The organism is Deinococcus sp. YIM 77859, assembly GCF_000745175.1.
Lineage (GTDB): Bacteria > Deinococcota > Deinococci > Deinococcales > Deinococcaceae > Deinococcus.
Genome location: NZ_JQNI01000002.1, coordinates 1,755,001 through 1,769,960, shown reverse-complemented (window position 1 = coordinate 1,769,960; position 14,960 = coordinate 1,755,001). Strand labels below are relative to the sequence as shown.

Sequence of the window (14,960 nt, the reverse complement as noted above, 5' to 3'; positions counted from 1 at the left end):
GCCCTACATTGTCCGGTCACAGCGTCTTTCTTCCGGCTTCGCCTTAGGCTGTGGGCCATGACGGCGAAGGGGGAAAGCAGGGCAAAGGGCCGGAACGGCTGGCACGCGGGGACGGTCGAAGAGTTACCTTCGGGCCGCTTTCGCTGGCGCGTGCGGGTCGAATACCCGGACGGCACGCGGGCCAGACTGGGGGGGACCGTGAGAACCCGGACGGAAGCGCAGCGGGCCATTATCGCCGCGCAGAAGGAAGCGCAGGAAGGCAAGCGGCCCGTGTCTGACCGGCTGACCGTCTCGGAGATGCTGACTGAGTACATGGCGGCAAAAGCTGGAAGCTGGGCCCCACGAACGCTGTGGAATAACCGGAAGCTCTATGAGCGGCACATCCTGCCCTACCTGGGCGCGAAGCGGGCGGCAGGCCTCACGCCCCCAGCCCTGCGGTCTTACTTCGCCGCCCTGGGGGAAGCGCGGGAAGACCCCCTGACCGGGAAGAAGCGGCAGCCCCTCGAGTACAGCGGCCAGCGACAGATTCACGTACTGCTGTCCGGCGCGTACAAGCGGGCCATAGCGGACGGCCTGCTGAGAGACAACCCCGCACAGCATGCCCGGCCTGTGCGAGCGAAGCGCGAAGGAGCGGCGAAGGTAAAAGCCTTTACCCCAGAGGAGCTGGGGCGCTTTATCGAGGCAGCTCTACGGGACCGCTGGGCGCTGCCCCTGGCCTTTCTGGCCTATACCGGGCTGCGTATCGGCGAGGCCCTGGCCCTGACCTGGGAAGACTTCCAGCCGGACGGGGAAGGGGGCGGCTTCGTGACCGTCTCGAAGACCCGGAGCGAGTTCGAAGGGAAGGCGTACACCGGCCAGCCCAAGACGGCGGCGGGGGCGCGGCGGGTGTACGTGCCCGCAGAAGCGGCGGCCATCATCGAAGACATGCGGCGGCGGGTGGCCCTCGAAGCGCGGGCAGAGCAGGGCTACCGGGGGGAGGGGCTCGCCCCACATGCGCCCATCTTTCCCAGTGTGGACGGGCGGCCCATGCGGCAGGACACAGCTCGGCACACCATGCGCCGGGTGTGCGAGGCGGCTGGGGTGCCGCTGCTGAGCCCCCACGCGCTGCGGCACAGCGTGGCGACCTTCCACCTGGCCCACGGGCGGGACGTGGTGACCGTGGCCGCCCACCTGGGGCACGCGCAGACAAGTACAACCCTGAACATCTACGCCCATGCCCTGCCGGACAAGATGCGCGGCATGACGCTGGACCTGGCCGCCCTTCGGGGGGACACGGCGAAGAAAGAGGGCCAGGCGAAGGCGGAAGCATCGGCAGGCCGGAAGCCCTACGGCAGGACCAGGAAGGGCGGCCCGCGCCGGGCGTAGGGGCCGCGTCCCCAGTCGAAGGCGGCCAGAGTCCCCACTCAGTCCCCACGGGGGGCAAAATTGGGGACTCTGATTTTCCCCGTCTGGGCGCGGCTTTTTAGACTTGAGTCCCCAACTGCTTTTTTCGTGGGGGCGCATGTTTTTACCGTGCCAGACGGCATAAACGGGCTTGGGTCCCCAAAGTCCCCAGATTTTTAGGGGGTATACACGGCTGGGTTTTTTTCGCGCGTGTTTTTGTGCGAAAGAGGGGGCCGGGTCTTCCCCTTCGCCGGAAGACCTGGCCCATATCTGTACAGCGCCCAAACATGAATGGGCCACGTTTGGCCCACGTCCGGCCCCCTGGCCCATGTCAGCGGGTGAGGCAAAACAAAAACCCCCGCGTGTAGCGGGGCTTTTTCTGGTGGGTCGTGTAGGAATCGAACCTACAACCCGCTGATTAAGAGTCAGCTGCTCTGCCAATTGAGCTAACGACCCAGAGCAGAAGGGAGTATAGGAAGATGCCCTGAAGCTGTCAAGGCCCTGACCCTCCCGACCCACCTACCGGGCGGTGAGGCTGTCGCGCACTGTTCCCGCCAGGTACAGGCTGCCCGCGACGAGCAGTGTTCCGCCAGGCGGCGTGAGCGCCAGAGCGCGGGCCAGCGCCTGGGCGGGGTCGCTGACCGCCTCACCGCCGTACTGGGCGGCGAGGTCAGCGGGGGGCGTGGCCAGGTTGCCCGGGGCGGTGAAGACCCGCACGGGCGCTGCAGCGAGCAGCGGAACAAGGGTGGCTGCCGTGTCCTTGCGAGCGAGATTCCCAAACAGCAGCACGTCGGCGTGCGGCACGCTGGCAGCGAGGGCACGGGTGGCATGCGGGTTGTGAGCACCGTCGAGCAAGACGGTTTTCCCACCGACTTCGAAGCTTTCCAAGCGGGCGGGGTACGTTGCTTGCAGGGCAGCTTCCACCCCCTGTGGATAGCCCAGCGTGCGGAGGGTGGCGGCAGCGAGGGCGGCATTGGCCTGCTGGTGGGCACCGGCCAGACGCGGTGGGTGGGGGAGGGCAAAGAGGGCGGGGTGTGTGTCCGGCGTGTACAGGAGTGCACCCACCTCGGCGGCCACGTCGCGCACCACCTCGAGCGCTTCCCCTGTTGCAGTCGTCAGCAGGGGGACGCCGGGACGGGCGGCGCGGGCCTTGTCAAGAGCGATGTCACGCAGGGTTGGCCCCAGGGTCGCCACGTGGTCGAGGGCGACATTCGTCAGGGCAACAGCCGTAACGTTGTGCAGGGCCTGCGTCGCGTCTGAAACGCCTCCAACTCCGGCCTCCATCACAGCGACCTGCACGCCGTCCTCGGCAAAGACCTGTGCGGCGAGGGCCAGCGTGAGGTCGAAAAAGGCGGCGTTCGGCGCCTGCGCCTGCGCCCAGGCGATAAAGGCGGCGGTGCGTGCCGGATCCAGCTCCTGGCCGTCCACCCGGATGCGTTCCTCGTAGCGCTGGAGGTGAGGGCTGGTAAAGCGGCCCACCCGCGCTCCGCAGGCGAGGAGCCCGGCTTCCAGCATCGCGCAACTGCTGCCCTTGCCGTTCGTGCCCACCACGCGAATGGAGGAAAAACGCGCATCGGGGGCGCCGAGCCTATCCAGCAGCGCCCGTGCCCCCTGCGGTCCCCGTTGGCGGCCCGCGCGGGTACGCGCATACAGCCAGTCGTACTCGGGGATCATGGGGTGAAGGTAGCGCATGGGCCTGGCCCCGCTCCAGCCGTACCCTGGTCTCCAGCATGTCTTTCTCGGGGTGAAGATGTAGGCCGCCCTCCAGCCCGCGTGGCCGGCGAGGGAACCGGCGGCCCGAGTGCGCGGCGCGTTCCACCTGTGACCAGTTCACGTCCCGAAGCCTGGCTCAACGTACCCCAGGCCGCCTCGACCCGCTAGCATACGGGCCGTGACGGACGGACAAGGGGAACCCCGCGTGGGCGTAGTGATGGGCAGCCGCAGCGATTTCGACACCATGCAGGGCGCGCTGGAGGTGCTGCGTGACCTGGCGGTGCCCTACGAGGTGCGGGTGTTGTCGGCCCACCGCACGCCGCAGCTGCTCTCCCGCTATGCCGCGAGGGCTGAGCGCCTGAACTTTGCGTGCGTCATCGCGGGAGCGGGGGGCGCGGCCCATCTGCCGGGGATGCTCGCCGCCTTTACGCGCGTCCCGGTCTTGGGCGTGCCCGTTCAGTCCCGCGCGCTTTCGGGTCAGGATAGCCTCCTGAGCATCGTGCAGATGCCCGCCGGAATTCCAGTGGCCACCTTTGCCATCGGCCAGGCTGGAGCGAAAAATGCCGCCCTCTTTGCCGCCGCCCTGCTCGCCACCACGGATGAGGCCGTGCGGGAACGGCTGAACGCCTTTCGGCAGCAACAGACCCAAGCGGTGCTCGACGCCCCCTTTTTCGAGGGCCATCCGGCGGCGGGGGCAGAATGACGTCCCGCTTGACGCTTGGCATCCTCGGCGGCGGCCAGCTGGCCCAGATGCTGGCCCTCGCCGCTTTGCCGCTGGGTGTGCGGGTGGTGGTGCTCGAACCCGATCCCCAGGCCCCGGCGCGGCTGTGCGCCGAACACCTTCAGGCACCCTACACCGATCCCGCTGGCCTCGCGCGTCTTGCCCAGTGCGATGCGGTGACGCTGGAGTTCGAGAATGTGCCGGTCGAGGCTCTGGCCGCGCTGGAAGGCCGAGTTCCCGTGCGGCCCGGAGGGGGGCTGCTGGCCCGCAGCCGGCACCGAGCCCGTGAGAAGGAAGCCCTGCGGGCAGCGGGCGCGCAGACGGCTCCCTTCGTCCCCATCGAACACGAAGCCGACCTCGTGGGGGCGCTGGAGGCGGTGGGTGGGCGCGGCCTCCTCAAGACGAGCGAACTGGGCTACGACGGCAAGGGTCAGGCACGGGTGAACAGCAGAGAGGAGCTGCGCGCTGCCTGGGACGCCCTGGGCCGCGTGCCCTGCGTGCTCGAAGGGCTCGTTGCCTTTGAGCGCGAGGTGAGCCTGGCGGTGGCGCGCAGCGCTGGGGGCGAGGTGGCCTTTGGACCGTTGGTGGAAAACACCCACCGCCAGGGAATCCTCCGCACCAGCGTTTTTCCTGCGGCCGCACCGGAGGGCACCGAGGCGCGCGCCCGTGAGCTGGCCCACGCCGTCGCGCAGGCCTGGGCGCTCGAGGGGCTCCTCACGCTCGAATTCTTCCAGTTGCCGAGCGGGGAGCTCCTCGTGAACGAGGTCGCGCCGCGTGTCCACAACAGCGGTCACCTCACGCAGGACGGCGGCGGCCTCAGCCAGTTTGAGGCGCAGGTGCGCGCCGTCCTCGGTCTGCCGCTGACCAACTGGACCCCCCTGCACCCCACCGCGATGGTGAATGTCGTGGGCACCGCAGGCGGCCAGGAGCCCGACTGGGCCGCTGTGGACGCCCTCCCCGGCACCAGGCTGCACCTCTACCACAAGGCTCCTCGCCCCGGTCGCAAGCTGGGGCACGTGAACCTCGTCGCGCCGGAGGTGGAGACACTGCGGGCGCGGCTGGAACGGCTGGAGGGGCTGGTGCCCTGAGGGCCCCGGTGAAAGCCCGTGTCTTAGGGCGTGACCCGTGTTCCCGCCTCTCCCCGCACGGCGGCCGCCAGCACCCCGGGGTTCGTGCCGCTCGCGATCACGGCAAAGGGAGCGCCCGCATCGAGAGCGTCCAGTGCGGCGCGAACCTTGGGAATCATGCCTCCCGCGATCCAGCCTGCCGCCATCCCGGCCTCGGCCTCGGCGCGGGTGAGGTGGGGCGCGAGGCTATCGGGGTCAGGGTAGGCGCGGTAGACGCCGTCAACATCGGTGAGAAAGACGATGCCTTCTCCCAGGGCTCCGGCCACGGCTCCGGCGGCGGTGTCCGCGTTCACGTTCAGCGCCTCGCCGTCCGGGCCAAGGGCCACGCAGCCCACCACCGGTGTGATGCCGGCACCCAGCAGCGCCCTGAGCAGACCGGTATTCACGCGGGTGACCCGCCCCACTCGGCCCAGCGCGGGGTCTTGCACCTCAGCCACCAGCAGCTCGCTGTCGCGCCCCAGCAGGCCCACGGCACCGCCTACGTCCTGGCTGAGCTGCTTATTGAGCTGCGCGAGGGCCATCTCAATCGCGTCCATCGCCTCGGGGCTGGTCACCCGCAGGCCGTTTCTGAATTCGCTGGTGATGCCCCGCCGCGCGAGTTCGCGTTCGATCACCGGTCCGCCGCCGTGCACCACCACAACCGGCATCCCCGAGCGCAGCGCCGCGATCTCTCCCGCGACGGCTCGGCGCAACTCCACACTCTTCATGGCGTTTCCGCCGTATTTCACGATCACGAGAAGGAGTCTATAGCGTGAGCCTCCGCACCTCGTCGTTGGCGCTGCCGGCGGTCTTGCTGGCCCGCGGTGTCAGCGGGGCGAGGGGCTTGGCGTACCAGGTCATCACGGGCCGGGCGTCAAGCGCGAAGGTATAGCCCAGGCGCTCCCAGAAGCGGGCGCCGCGCGGGTTATCGCCCAGCACGCTCGCGAGGATCCGGCTGGTGCCGGGGGGCACCCGGGCTTCGAGGTCGCGGACAGCCTGACGGCCTAAGCCCTGCGACTGCCGGTCCTCGCGGATAAGCAGCAGGTTGATGGTCAGGTCGCCCGCTTCCGGATAGTCGGACTTGCAGTCGAGGCTGCCGACAAGTTCGCCCGCGTCGTCGTGCAGCAGTTCGAGGCGGCGGCGCGGGTCAAGCAGGGCAATTTCTACGTCGCGCTCCACCTCGCTCAGGCTGGGAACACGGGTGCCGAGCAGCGCGAAGTATCCGGGTGCGGCGGCGTAGAGCGTGTGCAGCAGGGGAGCGTGGTGGAGCGCCAGGGGCGTGACGTTCAAGGTCTGAGCCTCCCGTCCGGCGGGCGGGGATGAGCAGAGGAAGATAGGCCGGACTACGAGCAGCATACTGCCCCTTCGCCGTTTCGGGCGTGAAGCCGCCCGCCCAGGAGACTTGAGGCGGACTTCACGTGGAGGGGGAAGAGCCGCGCTACCCTGGCGGGATGACGAGCGCTCCTGGTTTCTATGCCCGTCACCTTTCCCGTCCGGGTGCGGTGCTCGCGCCGATGGCAGGGTACAGCGACGCGCCTATGCGGCAGCTCGCCGCCGAACAGGGGGCCCTGTGGACCGTCAGCGAGATGATCAGCGCCCGTGGCCTGGTGCTGGGCGGCGAGACAGAGAACCTCACGCTGGGCCGTCCCTACCCCGGCGAGACCCGGCGGGTGGTGCAGCTGTTCGGAGCTGAACCCGAGATTCTCGCGCAGGCTGCGGCGCGTGCGGAGGCTTGGTTTGCGCCCGCCGCCCTTGACCTCAACTTGGGCTGTCCGGTGCCCAAGGTGAGAGGCCGTGGCGGTGCCTGCCTTCTTCAGACGCCAGAGGTGGCCTACACGCTTGTGCGGGCGATGCGGGAGGCGACCCGGCTTGACGTGAGTGCCAAGATTCGCCTGGGTTGGGACACGGACCGCAGCGTGGAGATCGCCCAGGGGCTGGCAGCCGCCGGGGCAGCGCTCATCACGGTTCATGGGCGGACCAGTGTTCAGCGCTATACGGGTGAAGCCGACTGGGACGCAATTGGCCGCGTTGCCGCCGCCGTGAACGTGCCGGTGGTGGGAAGCGGCGACGTAAAGACCGCTGCGCAGGCCCGGGCCCGCCTCAAGACGGGTGTGGCGGCGGTGATGATCGGGCGCGGTGCCGTGGGAAACCCCTGGATTTTCCGCATGTTGTCCCAGGGGGAAGGAACGCTTCCCAGTGCCCAGGAGCGGGCCCAGACAGCCCTGCGACACGCGGAGCTGCACGTCTCGTTCTATGGCCCCGACCGGTTTGGCGTCTTCAGCGTGCGGCCCCTGCGCAAGGTGCTGCCGCAGTACCTGCCCGATCATCCTGAGCTGCGGGACGCCCTCGTTCGGGTGAACACGGTGGAGGATGTGGCCCAGGTGTTGGCTCCCCTGCTGGCCGCCCCCGCTCGGCTCGCGCCCTGCACAACCCACATGAAGAGCGCGTGAGTTCTATGCGAAATAGTCCTCAGAGTTTCGTGAGCCAGCGGGGTATGCTGGGAGCTGCCCATGAATGTCCACGACTACTACGCTTATCTTTCCGGCGCGCGTGAGCAGCTGTGGAACTTTCTGCGGGCGCTTCCGGATGCCGATCTCAACCGTCCTCTGATCGAGGGAGACCGCTTCCACAACATCAAGGACCTGCTGCTGCATGTGGTGGATGTCGAGGATCACTGGGTACACGGCATCGCCCTGGGAGACAGCGTGGCGAGTACGTACCCGCATGACTGGATCACGCCCCATGCCGAACAGTACGAGCTGAGCTGGATTATCGCCTACGGGCAGGAGGTTGGGCGCCGAACCCGCGACTTCCTCGGCCAGAGCCCCGACCTTTCCCAGCCGGTCAAGCTCGTTCAGGACGACCCGGCGAGTGCCCAGGTGACCCTCGAGCAGCTTCTGTGGCACGTGATGACCCATGAGGTCCGGCACACCGCGCAGATTGTGCTGCTGATTCGGCAGCTCGGGCACACGCCGCCCTGGCTCGACTACCTGCGCTTTGTGCGCCCTCAGCCCGCGCCGGTGGTGGCGGGAGGAGACGCCGACCCCGAAGCCGACGAAGAGCTGTGACCGTTCTCCGGCCTTCAGGCTGGGGCTTTTCAAGGCTGAGCCGAGTTCAGGGCTCCGAGCGGGGGGGCGGCACGAAGTCTGCTGGCGGTCGAATCAGCAGCCGGTCCACCCGTGGGCCGTCCACATCCACGACTTCGATCTCCCAGCCGTCCACCCGCGCCACCGCGCCCACCTGGGGAAATTCGCCCAGGACGTCGAGGACGTAGCCGGCCAGGGTGCTGAAGTCTTCACGCCCAAGCCTGGGCAGGGGCAGCACCTCGCGCAGCTCGTGCATGGGGAGGCTGCCGTCCGCGAGCAGCGAGCCGTCCTCGCGGCGCACAAGCTGGTTTTCGTCCTCCGGGTGTTCCACCCCGGCCAGCTCGGCAAGCAGGTCACTGATGGAAAGAACGCCGCTAAAGTCGCCGTACTCGTCGACCACCACGGCCAACCGCTGCCGCCCCTCCCGTTCCAGGCGGGCGAGGGCGTCTTCTGCCCAGGCCGCTTCCGGAATAAAAACGGCGGGCCGCACGAAGCTTGCCAGCGGCGAGCGGGTGTACAGGGCGCGCAGCACGTCGCTCACCGCCACCTGCCCCACCACGTCGCCGCTGCGTGGGTCACGCACGAGGTAGCGGTCGTGTTCGTCGGTCAGCACCGTCTCCACCAGGGTCTCGATCGGTGCGCCGAGATCAAGCGTTACGGCCTCGGTGCGGGGCGTCATCAGGTCGCGTACGCGCCGGTCGTTGAAACGCAGCACCGACGCGATCCGCTCGGTTTCCGTCTCCTCGAGGCTGCCGCTCTCGGCGGCCTGTGCGACGACCGCCCGCACGTCCTCTTCGGTGACGACTTCCTGGGCGGCCTCCCGCAGCCCCAGCAGCCTCAGCAGCCCGCTCGCCGTCATGTCGAGCAGCCACACCAGCGGCCGCGCGACCCGCGACAGCACCGTGAAAAAGGGCGCGACCCGCATCGCGAGGGCCTCCGGGTTTCGCAAGGCAATTCCCTTGGGTGCGAGTTCGCCCAGCACCAGTGAGAGGAAGGTCACCAGCAGGACCACCGTGACGCTGGCGGCCGTCCCGGCGGCGCTGCCGAACAGGGGCCGCAGCAGCGGTTCCAGGTGGCCGGTGAGGCTTCCTCCTGCAAAGACGGCGCTGATGGTGCCGATCAGGGTGATGCCAATCTGCACCGTCGCCAGAAACGCGCCGGGTTGCTCGGTGAGCCGCACCGCCGCCGCGGCCCCCCGGTCTCCACGCGCCGCTGCCGCCTCCAGCCGCGACCGCTTGGCCGATACGACGCCCAGCTCCGAACCGGAAAAGAAACCGTTGACGATCAGCAGCAGGATCAGGATGCCGAATTCCAACCATGGATTGCCCACGTACGGCAGTGTAGGGGCTTGGGATCCTGCTGACCCGAATGACCGCGGGGCGGCAAAGGGGGCTGGCCCCATCCCCCCAGCAACCCTCTATACTGCTCCGGTTATGCGTACGGTGACCGTTGGCACGCGCGGCAGCACGCTCGCGCTCGCGCAGACCCGGTGGGTGGTGGCCCGCCTAAAGGAGGAGTGGCCCGAAACGGATTTTCGCATTCAGACGATCAGCACCAAGGGGGACCGCGACCGCGCCTCCCTGGGATCGCTTGCCCAGAAGGGGGACAAGGGCTTTTGGGTCAAGGAGATCGAAGATGCCCTGCTCACCGGGCGCATCGACATTGCGGTGCATTCCCTCAAGGATTTGCCCACCGAGCAGCCCGAGGGTCTGGAGGTATCGGCCATTCCGAAACGGGTCGATGCCCGCGACGTGCTGATCGGCAAGGAGGGCAGGAAAAGCCTGGTCCAGCTGCCCCCAGGAGCGCGGGTGGGCACGAGCAGCCTGCGCCGCAAGGCCTTTTTGCGCGCCTACCGCCCGGACCTTCAGGTGATTGACCTGCGCGGCAATATCGATACCCGCCTGGCTGCGCTGGGCACCGGCGAGTACGACGCGATCATCCTGGCGGCGGCTGGCCTGATTCGCACCGAGATGCGTCACCGCATCGACGAATTCATCGACCCCGATATCCTGCTGCCTGCTCCCGGTCAGGGCGCGCTGGCCCTGGAAACCCGAGCAGACGATGACCTCAGCATTGAGGTGGCCTATGCCATCCACGACCACGCGACCGACGACCGCGTGACCGCCGAGCGGGAGTTTCTCGCGGGGCTGGGGGCGGGGTGCCTGGCTCCGGTGGGGGCACACGCCAGCATCAAGGGCGGCATCCTCACCCTGGAAGGTTGGGTGGGTGCTCCCGACGGCAGCCAGCTGATTCGGGCAACCACCTCGGGGGATCCAGCCGAGTGCGCGGACCTGGGGGCAGAGCTCGCTGCGGACATGCTCGGTCAGGGGGCACAGGCCCTGATCGAGGCGGCCAGGGGTGAGGGCACCTGCTGACCGTATGCCGGACCAACGTCTTGCGGTGATTCATACGGGCGGCACCATCGCCAGCCGCCCCAATCCCCACGGGCCGGGTGTCACGCCGCAGGCCGCTCCCCGCGTGCCGGGTCTGCCTGGTGTCACCGTTACCGATCACCACCCCTTTCGCTTGCCGGGCCCCCACATCACGCCGGCGCACATGCTGGACCTGGCCCACTTGATCGAACGCCTTGCGGCGGAGCATGACGGGATCGTCGTCACGCACGGGACGGATACGCTGGAAGAGACGGCGTTTTTTCTGCACCTCGTCCTCGCTACCCGTACGCCGGTCGTGTTGACCGGCAGCATGCGCCACGCCGCCGAGGCGTCCTGGGACGGTCCCGGCAATCTCCTCGATGCGGCGCAGGTCGCTTTGCATCCGCAGTCGTGGGGACGAGGCCCCCTTGCCGTGTTTGGCGGTGACATCTTCGACGCTCGCACGGTCACCAAGGTTCACACAACCGCTGTCGACGCTTTTGGTGGGTATCCCGGCCCAATCGGGCGCATCGACCGAACCGGCGAGGCCGCGCATCTGCGGTACTTCGCCACTCCGGAAGCGCGCCCCGTCTACACGCCTCCCGCCATCCGCGCGCACGTCGAAATCCTCTACGCCTACGCGGGCTGGCAGGGCGAGGGCTACGCCGAGGCGGAGGCCCGTTCGGACGGCCTGGTGATCGCGGCGCTGGGCACCGGCAACCTTCCCGCCGAACTCCTCCCCCTGATCGCCCGCAGCGCCGAACGGGGCAAACCCGTTGTGATCGCCACCCGTACCCATGCTGGCCCCGTTATTCCCGTCTACGGCTACACGGGTGGCGGCGCGACCCTGGTGGAGGCGGGGGCCATTCCTGCCAGCTTCCTGAACGCCCACAAGGCCCGGCTGCTCCTGTTGGTGCTGCTCAGCCTGGGCCGGGACGTGGCGGAGATCCAGCGGGTGTTCGGAGCGGGAGCGTTTTAGGGCGGCAGCCAGACGCACTCCCCAGGCAACACCCTACGCCTTGGCGGCCTGCTCGCGCTTGCGTTTCACGAACCACACCACCGCCGCGACCACCACCAGGGCCAGGATGATCTTGGAGGCCGGGCCGACGTACTGTTCGACGCGGTGGTAGTTCTCGCCCAAAAGGTACCCGGCTCCGGCGAGCAGGCTTGACCACATGGCCGAGCCGATGGCGCTGTAGAGCAGGAACTTCGGCATGGGCATCTCGCTCATGCCGGCGGGGAGGCTCAGCAGGCTGCGGATGCCGGGAACCATTCGCCCAAACAGCACGGCCTTCGTGCCGTGGCGGTCAAACCAGTCGTCGGCCTTGCGGATGTCGTCGCCCCTCACCGTGAGCCACTTGCCGTAGCGGTCCGCCCACTGAACCAGCCGCTCCTCGCTGAACACCCGACCGATGTAGTACAGCGGAAGGGTGCCCAGCACGCTGCCCAGCGTGCCCACGGCGATCACCATGACGAGGTTCAGGTCACCGCGTGCCGCCGCGAAACCGGCTGAGGGCATAATCAGCTCGCTGGGAATCGGCGGGAAGATATTTTCCAGAATCATCAGCAGCAGGATGCCGAGGTATCCCATGCTGTCCATCAGGTTCTGCACCCAGTCGGCCATGGCCTCAGCCTACCGATTGGCCGGGAGACAGAACGTCCACCGAAAGTGGGGGTGAAGGTGGTCCTAGACTGACCCCATGGCTTCCTCCATCCCCTGGCGCGCCCTGGTCTTCGATTTCGACGGCACCATCCTCGATACCGAGACGCGTGAATTTCACCACTGGCAGCAGCTCTACCGCGAACACGGGCGCGAACTCGCCCTGGCGGACTGGCAGCGCGGCATCGGCACCTGGGGCGCCTTTGACCCCTGGGCGGGCTTGCCCGAGCAGATCCAGGCGAACCGCGAGCGGGTGCGCGCCGGACTGCACGAGCGCATCCTGGCTGATATCGCCGAGCAGGACCTGCGGCCCGGCGTGCGGGGGGTGCTTGAAGAGGCGCGGGCTGCGGGCCTGCGCTTGGCCCTGGCGACAAGCAGCGACCGTACCTGGGTCACCCGCTGGCTGGCCCAGCATGACCTCCTGCCCCTGTTCGAGGTGCTCGCGACCCGTGACGACGTGCGCCGGGTCAAACCAGATCCCGAGCTGTACGTGCTTGCGACTGAACGCCTGGGGCTGCGGGCGGCGGACTGCCTGGCGGTCGAGGACAGTCTGAACGGGGCGACCGCCGCCCTGGCCGCTGGGCTGCAGGTGGTCGTGGTGCCCAACGACGTGACGCGCACCCAGCCCTTCCCGCCGACTTGGCCGCGCCTTGACGACGGCTTTGCGGGTGGGCTGACGGCGCTGCTGCGGGCTGCTGGCGCAGGCTGAGCCTCCGTGCCCGCTCCAGACAGGCTCAGGATGACGAGTGCCCCCTTGGTCCGCCTATGCGTCCGGGTACACCTTCAGCTCGGTCACATGGGCGCGGTCGGGTCGGGTGAGGGCGTGGGCGACACTCTTGGCGAGGCCGCGGGGGTCGATCAGGTGGTCCCAGTCGATCCCCGCCTCGCGGTTTCGGGGTGTGTCGATGGCTCCCATGGGGTACAGGACGCAGCCACGGACTCCTCTGCTCTTCAGTTCGTCGTGCAGGCTCAGGATGTAGGCGGCGAGAGCAGCTTTGCTGGCGGTATACAGCGCTGCCTTGGGACCGCTCATGCGGGCGGCCGTGCCCGAGCTCACCCCCACGATCATCCCGTCTTTTTGCCGCAGCATGTGGGGCAGCACGCCCTGAACGGCGTGGAAAAGGGTGAGCATGTTCGTGTCGAACATCGCCCGCAGGTCCTCGTCGGTCGCCTTGTGCACGTCCTGGGCGGCATAGGCCCCCACGGTGTGCACCAGGGCGTCCACCTTCACCTTGCGCAGGGCGTCCACGCTGGCGGGATCCCGCAGATCGAGGTCCAGCACCTCGGTCGCGGGCACGCGGTCCGCAGCGCGCGAAAGCGCCTCACCCCGTCCAACCAGGACGAGCTGCGCGCCCGCGTCCTCCAGTTCCTGGGCCACGGCCGTCGCCAGTGCGCCGCCTGCCCCCGTGAGCATGATTGTCGAGGAGCTGAGGTTCGCCATACGCTCAGACTAACGGTCCGCCGCCTTCAGGCGTCCTTAAGAGCCCACCCTTCCGGGGCCTTGGCGCCCGCCGCTGCTCCGAAACTGGCCGCCCGCACCGCCTCCCAAGGGCCCGCGCCCAGCACGAAAGGCTGCTGCTGAAGGTCCGTGGTCACCTGCGGCCCTTCGGGTGAGAGAAAGACATTGACTTCGCTCCGAATCCCAAAGCCCTGTTCGCGCGGGTAGGTGCCGGGTTCTACCGTCACCGCCAGGTCAGGCGTGAGGGTGCGGAGGTCGTGCGTCTCGTAGTCGTCGAGGTTGGCGCCCGAGCCGTGCAGCTGCACGCCCAGGTCATGGCCGGTGCGGTGCAGGAAGTGCCGCGCCCACGGTTCTCCCATCGCCTCGCGCGCGGCTCGGTCGAGTTCCCAGCCCTGAAGGCGGCCCCAGCCTTCTCGCCCATACCGCTCGCGCAGCAGGGTGAGTGCCGCGTCCCGTGCGCCGCGCACCGCCGTCCACGCTTCCCAGTACTCGGCGCTCGGCTCGCCCGCATACCCCACCCAGGTCACGTCCGCGAAGGGGCGGCCCTCCTCCTGGGCCCACAGGTCGATGAGCACGCACTCGCCCCAATGCAGCGCCGCGTTCTGCCCGCCCCCGGGTTCATAGTGGGGATCGGCGGCGTTCGCGCCGAAGCTCACGTTGACGGGGTGACCGCTCGTCAGTCCGGCCTGCGCGATGGCGCGCTCGATCACGGCCTGGGCCTCCAGCTCCGTCACGGGCTCCCCAGCCTTGAGCCGCTCGTGAAGCAGGCGAAAAGCGTCGTCCTTGGCCCGCATCAGCACGGCGGCGGCGCGGCGGTGTGCAGCCAAGTCTTCGGGTGACCACACCAGAAAAGCCTGAAGCAGGTCGGCGCTGCTCACCACCTTCGCCCCGGCGGCGCGCACGCGCTCCAGCGTGCCCGCATCCACCCGGCTCACGTAGGGCACGGCGCCCTGCGGGCTATACTCCATCGCCACCGTCTTGCCGGCCACCATGTCGCGCAGCGCCGCGTCCAGCTCCGCGTGTGATCCAAAGGCGCGCCGGGCGACGTTCCAACCCCGCGTCAGCGCGGCCCAGGTGCCTCCCTCGATGTGGTGGTGAAGCAGCGTGACTGGTCCCTCGCGGGGCACCCACAGGAAAAATCGTCGCGTGAGGTGCACGCCGGCGGGCAAACCCAACAGGGTGCGGGCATGCGGGTTGAGGCCCTGGAAGTCATAGAGCAGCCAGCCGTCCACCGCAGTGCCCCGAAGCGCGCCGCGCAGCCGTTCGGGGGGAGGAGGGGAAGCAATCGTCATGGAGGCAGGATAAGGGGCCGCGAGGCACAGAAGTTGCTACGGTGCCCCTATGACGCTCCCCCCTGATCCCGAGCGGCTGCGGCGCGAACGAATGGAGCTGCTTCGTCACCTCGACCGGCTGACGGATCTGCCCATGACCCTCCTGGGCTTCGTGTGGCTGGCCCTGCT

General features: G+C 68.5%; 16 protein-coding genes and 1 tRNA gene (1 of these 17 running past the window's edge). 9 read left to right on the top strand and 8 right to left on the bottom strand.

From position 1 onward, the window contains the following. Nucleotides 1-57: 57 nt before the first annotated feature. Entirely contained in the window at nucleotides 58-1,365 is a 1,308-nt protein-coding gene (locus tag EI73_RS08680) for a site-specific integrase (RefSeq protein WP_034385980.1), read from the top strand. Between the two features lie 398 nt (nucleotides 1,366-1,763). On the opposite strand, the gene EI73_RS08675 is transcribed toward EI73_RS08680, so the two are convergent. Together EI73_RS08675 and EI73_RS08670 are read right to left on the bottom strand one after the other, a co-directional pair. Next, nucleotides 1,764-1,839: transfer RNA gene (locus EI73_RS08675), tRNA-Lys, on the bottom strand. A 63-nt stretch (nucleotides 1,840-1,902) separates the two neighbouring features. Beyond that, nucleotides 1,903-3,075, bottom strand: coding sequence for a glutamate ligase domain-containing protein (locus tag EI73_RS08670; protein ID WP_156103492.1), 1,173 nt, complete (start codon nucleotides 3,073-3,075; stop codon nucleotides 1,903-1,905). A 190-nt stretch (nucleotides 3,076-3,265) separates the two neighbouring features. On the opposite strand from EI73_RS08670, the gene purE reads away from it, so the two are divergent. Together purE and purK are read left to right on the top strand one after the other, a co-directional pair. Next, nucleotides 3,266-3,799, top strand: a complete 534-nt coding sequence (gene purE / locus EI73_RS08665; protein ID WP_255344508.1) for a 5-(carboxyamino)imidazole ribonucleotide mutase — start codon at nucleotides 3,266-3,268, stop codon at nucleotides 3,797-3,799. Continuing rightward, nucleotides 3,796-4,905: a 5-(carboxyamino)imidazole ribonucleotide synthase gene (purK, locus tag EI73_RS08660; protein ID WP_034385978.1), complete on the top strand. Its 1,110-nt coding sequence runs from the start codon at nucleotides 3,796-3,798 to the stop codon at nucleotides 4,903-4,905. Before purE ends, purK begins: the two co-directional genes overlap by 4 nt. 23 nt (nucleotides 4,906-4,928) lie before the next feature. Here the strand turns inward: purK and argB are convergent, their stop codons facing one another. Beyond that, nucleotides 4,929-5,678, bottom strand: coding sequence for an acetylglutamate kinase (gene argB, locus EI73_RS08655; protein ID WP_034385976.1), 750 nt, complete (start codon nucleotides 5,676-5,678; stop codon nucleotides 4,929-4,931). A gap of 10 nt (nucleotides 5,679-5,688) precedes the next feature. Next, entirely contained in the window at nucleotides 5,689-6,213 is a 525-nt protein-coding gene (locus tag EI73_RS08650; protein WP_051935457.1) for a GNAT family N-acetyltransferase, read from the bottom strand. 161 nt (nucleotides 6,214-6,374) lie between these two features. Between EI73_RS08650 and EI73_RS08645 the strand changes: the two genes are divergently transcribed. After that, nucleotides 6,375-7,373, top strand: a complete 999-nt coding sequence (locus tag EI73_RS08645; protein WP_051935456.1) for a tRNA-dihydrouridine synthase — start codon at nucleotides 6,375-6,377, stop codon at nucleotides 7,371-7,373. A 60-nt stretch (nucleotides 7,374-7,433) separates the two neighbouring features. After that, on the top strand, nucleotides 7,434-7,991 hold the full coding sequence (locus EI73_RS08640) for a DinB family protein (RefSeq protein ID WP_034385974.1): 558 nt from the start codon (nucleotides 7,434-7,436) through the stop codon (nucleotides 7,989-7,991). 46 nt (nucleotides 7,992-8,037) lie between these two features. Here the strand turns inward: EI73_RS08640 and EI73_RS08635 are convergent, their stop codons facing one another. Then, nucleotides 8,038-9,339, bottom strand: a complete 1,302-nt coding sequence (locus EI73_RS08635) for a hemolysin family protein (RefSeq protein ID WP_034385972.1) — start codon at nucleotides 9,337-9,339, stop codon at nucleotides 8,038-8,040. A gap of 103 nt (nucleotides 9,340-9,442) precedes the next feature. Here EI73_RS08635 and hemC point away from each other — a divergent pair, with 103 nt between their 5' ends. Together hemC and EI73_RS08625 are read left to right on the top strand one after the other, a co-directional pair. Continuing rightward, complete coding sequence (hemC, locus tag EI73_RS08630) at nucleotides 9,443-10,384, top strand: hydroxymethylbilane synthase (protein WP_034385971.1); 942 nt, start codon at nucleotides 9,443-9,445, stop codon at nucleotides 10,382-10,384. Between the two features lie 4 nt (nucleotides 10,385-10,388). Continuing rightward, a complete protein-coding gene (locus EI73_RS08625; RefSeq protein WP_034385970.1) occupies nucleotides 10,389-11,360 on the top strand; it encodes an asparaginase in 972 nt (323 codons plus the stop codon). A gap of 33 nt (nucleotides 11,361-11,393) precedes the next feature. On the opposite strand, the gene EI73_RS08620 is transcribed toward EI73_RS08625, so the two are convergent. Then, complete coding sequence (locus tag EI73_RS08620; protein ID WP_034385969.1) at nucleotides 11,394-12,005, bottom strand: DedA family protein; 612 nt, start codon at nucleotides 12,003-12,005, stop codon at nucleotides 11,394-11,396. Between the two features lie 76 nt (nucleotides 12,006-12,081). Here EI73_RS08620 and EI73_RS08615 point away from each other — a divergent pair, with 76 nt between their 5' ends. Beyond that, nucleotides 12,082-12,750 (top strand): HAD-IA family hydrolase, encoded by a 669-nt coding sequence (locus tag EI73_RS08615; RefSeq protein WP_034385968.1) that lies wholly within the window; start codon nucleotides 12,082-12,084, stop codon nucleotides 12,748-12,750. Nucleotides 12,751-12,804: 54 nt separating this feature from the next. Here EI73_RS08615 and EI73_RS08610 read toward each other — a convergent pair whose 3' ends face one another. Beyond that, nucleotides 12,805-13,482: an SDR family oxidoreductase gene (locus EI73_RS08610; RefSeq protein ID WP_034385967.1), complete on the bottom strand. Its 678-nt coding sequence runs from the start codon at nucleotides 13,480-13,482 to the stop codon at nucleotides 12,805-12,807. A 26-nt stretch (nucleotides 13,483-13,508) separates the two neighbouring features. Further along, on the bottom strand, nucleotides 13,509-14,792 hold the full coding sequence (locus EI73_RS08605) for a Xaa-Pro peptidase family protein (RefSeq protein ID WP_051935455.1): 1,284 nt from the start codon (nucleotides 14,790-14,792) through the stop codon (nucleotides 13,509-13,511). A 49-nt stretch (nucleotides 14,793-14,841) separates the two neighbouring features. Between EI73_RS08605 and EI73_RS08600 the strand changes: the two genes are divergently transcribed. After that, on the top strand, nucleotides 14,842-14,960 hold the 5' portion of the coding sequence (locus EI73_RS08600) for a potassium channel family protein (protein WP_034385966.1). It continues 700 nt past the right edge of the window; the window shows 119 of its 819 coding nt (coding positions 1-119); its start codon is at nucleotides 14,842-14,844; its stop codon lies off the right edge, out of view.

Excerpts from the sequence above, each read along its gene's own strand:
- EI73_RS08680 (WP_034385980.1), top strand. The coding sequence starts at position 58 with ATGACGGCGAAGGGGGAAAGCAGGGCAAAGGGCCGGAACGGCTGGCAC.
- EI73_RS08640 (WP_034385974.1), top strand. The coding sequence starts at position 7,434 with ATGAATGTCCACGACTACTACGCTTATCTTTCCGGCGCGCGTGAGCAG.
- EI73_RS08610 (WP_034385967.1), bottom strand. The coding sequence starts at position 13,482 with ATGGCGAACCTCAGCTCCTCGACAATCATGCTCACGGGGGCAGGCGGC.
- EI73_RS08670 (WP_156103492.1), bottom strand. The coding sequence starts at position 3,075 with ATGCGCTACCTTCACCCCATGATCCCCGAGTACGACTGGCTGTATGCG.
- EI73_RS08645 (WP_051935456.1), top strand. The coding sequence starts at position 6,375 with ATGACGAGCGCTCCTGGTTTCTATGCCCGTCACCTTTCCCGTCCGGGT.
- hemC (WP_034385971.1), top strand. The coding sequence starts at position 9,443 with ATGCGTACGGTGACCGTTGGCACGCGCGGCAGCACGCTCGCGCTCGCG.
- EI73_RS08625 (WP_034385970.1), top strand. The coding sequence starts at position 10,389 with ATGCCGGACCAACGTCTTGCGGTGATTCATACGGGCGGCACCATCGCC.
- EI73_RS08605 (WP_051935455.1), bottom strand. The coding sequence starts at position 14,792 with ATGACGATTGCTTCCCCTCCTCCCCCCGAACGGCTGCGCGGCGCGCTT.
- purK (WP_034385978.1), top strand. The coding sequence starts at position 3,796 with ATGACGTCCCGCTTGACGCTTGGCATCCTCGGCGGCGGCCAGCTGGCC.
- EI73_RS08620 (WP_034385969.1), bottom strand. The coding sequence starts at position 12,005 with ATGGCCGACTGGGTGCAGAACCTGATGGACAGCATGGGATACCTCGGC.
- EI73_RS08615 (WP_034385968.1), top strand. The coding sequence starts at position 12,082 with ATGGCTTCCTCCATCCCCTGGCGCGCCCTGGTCTTCGATTTCGACGGC.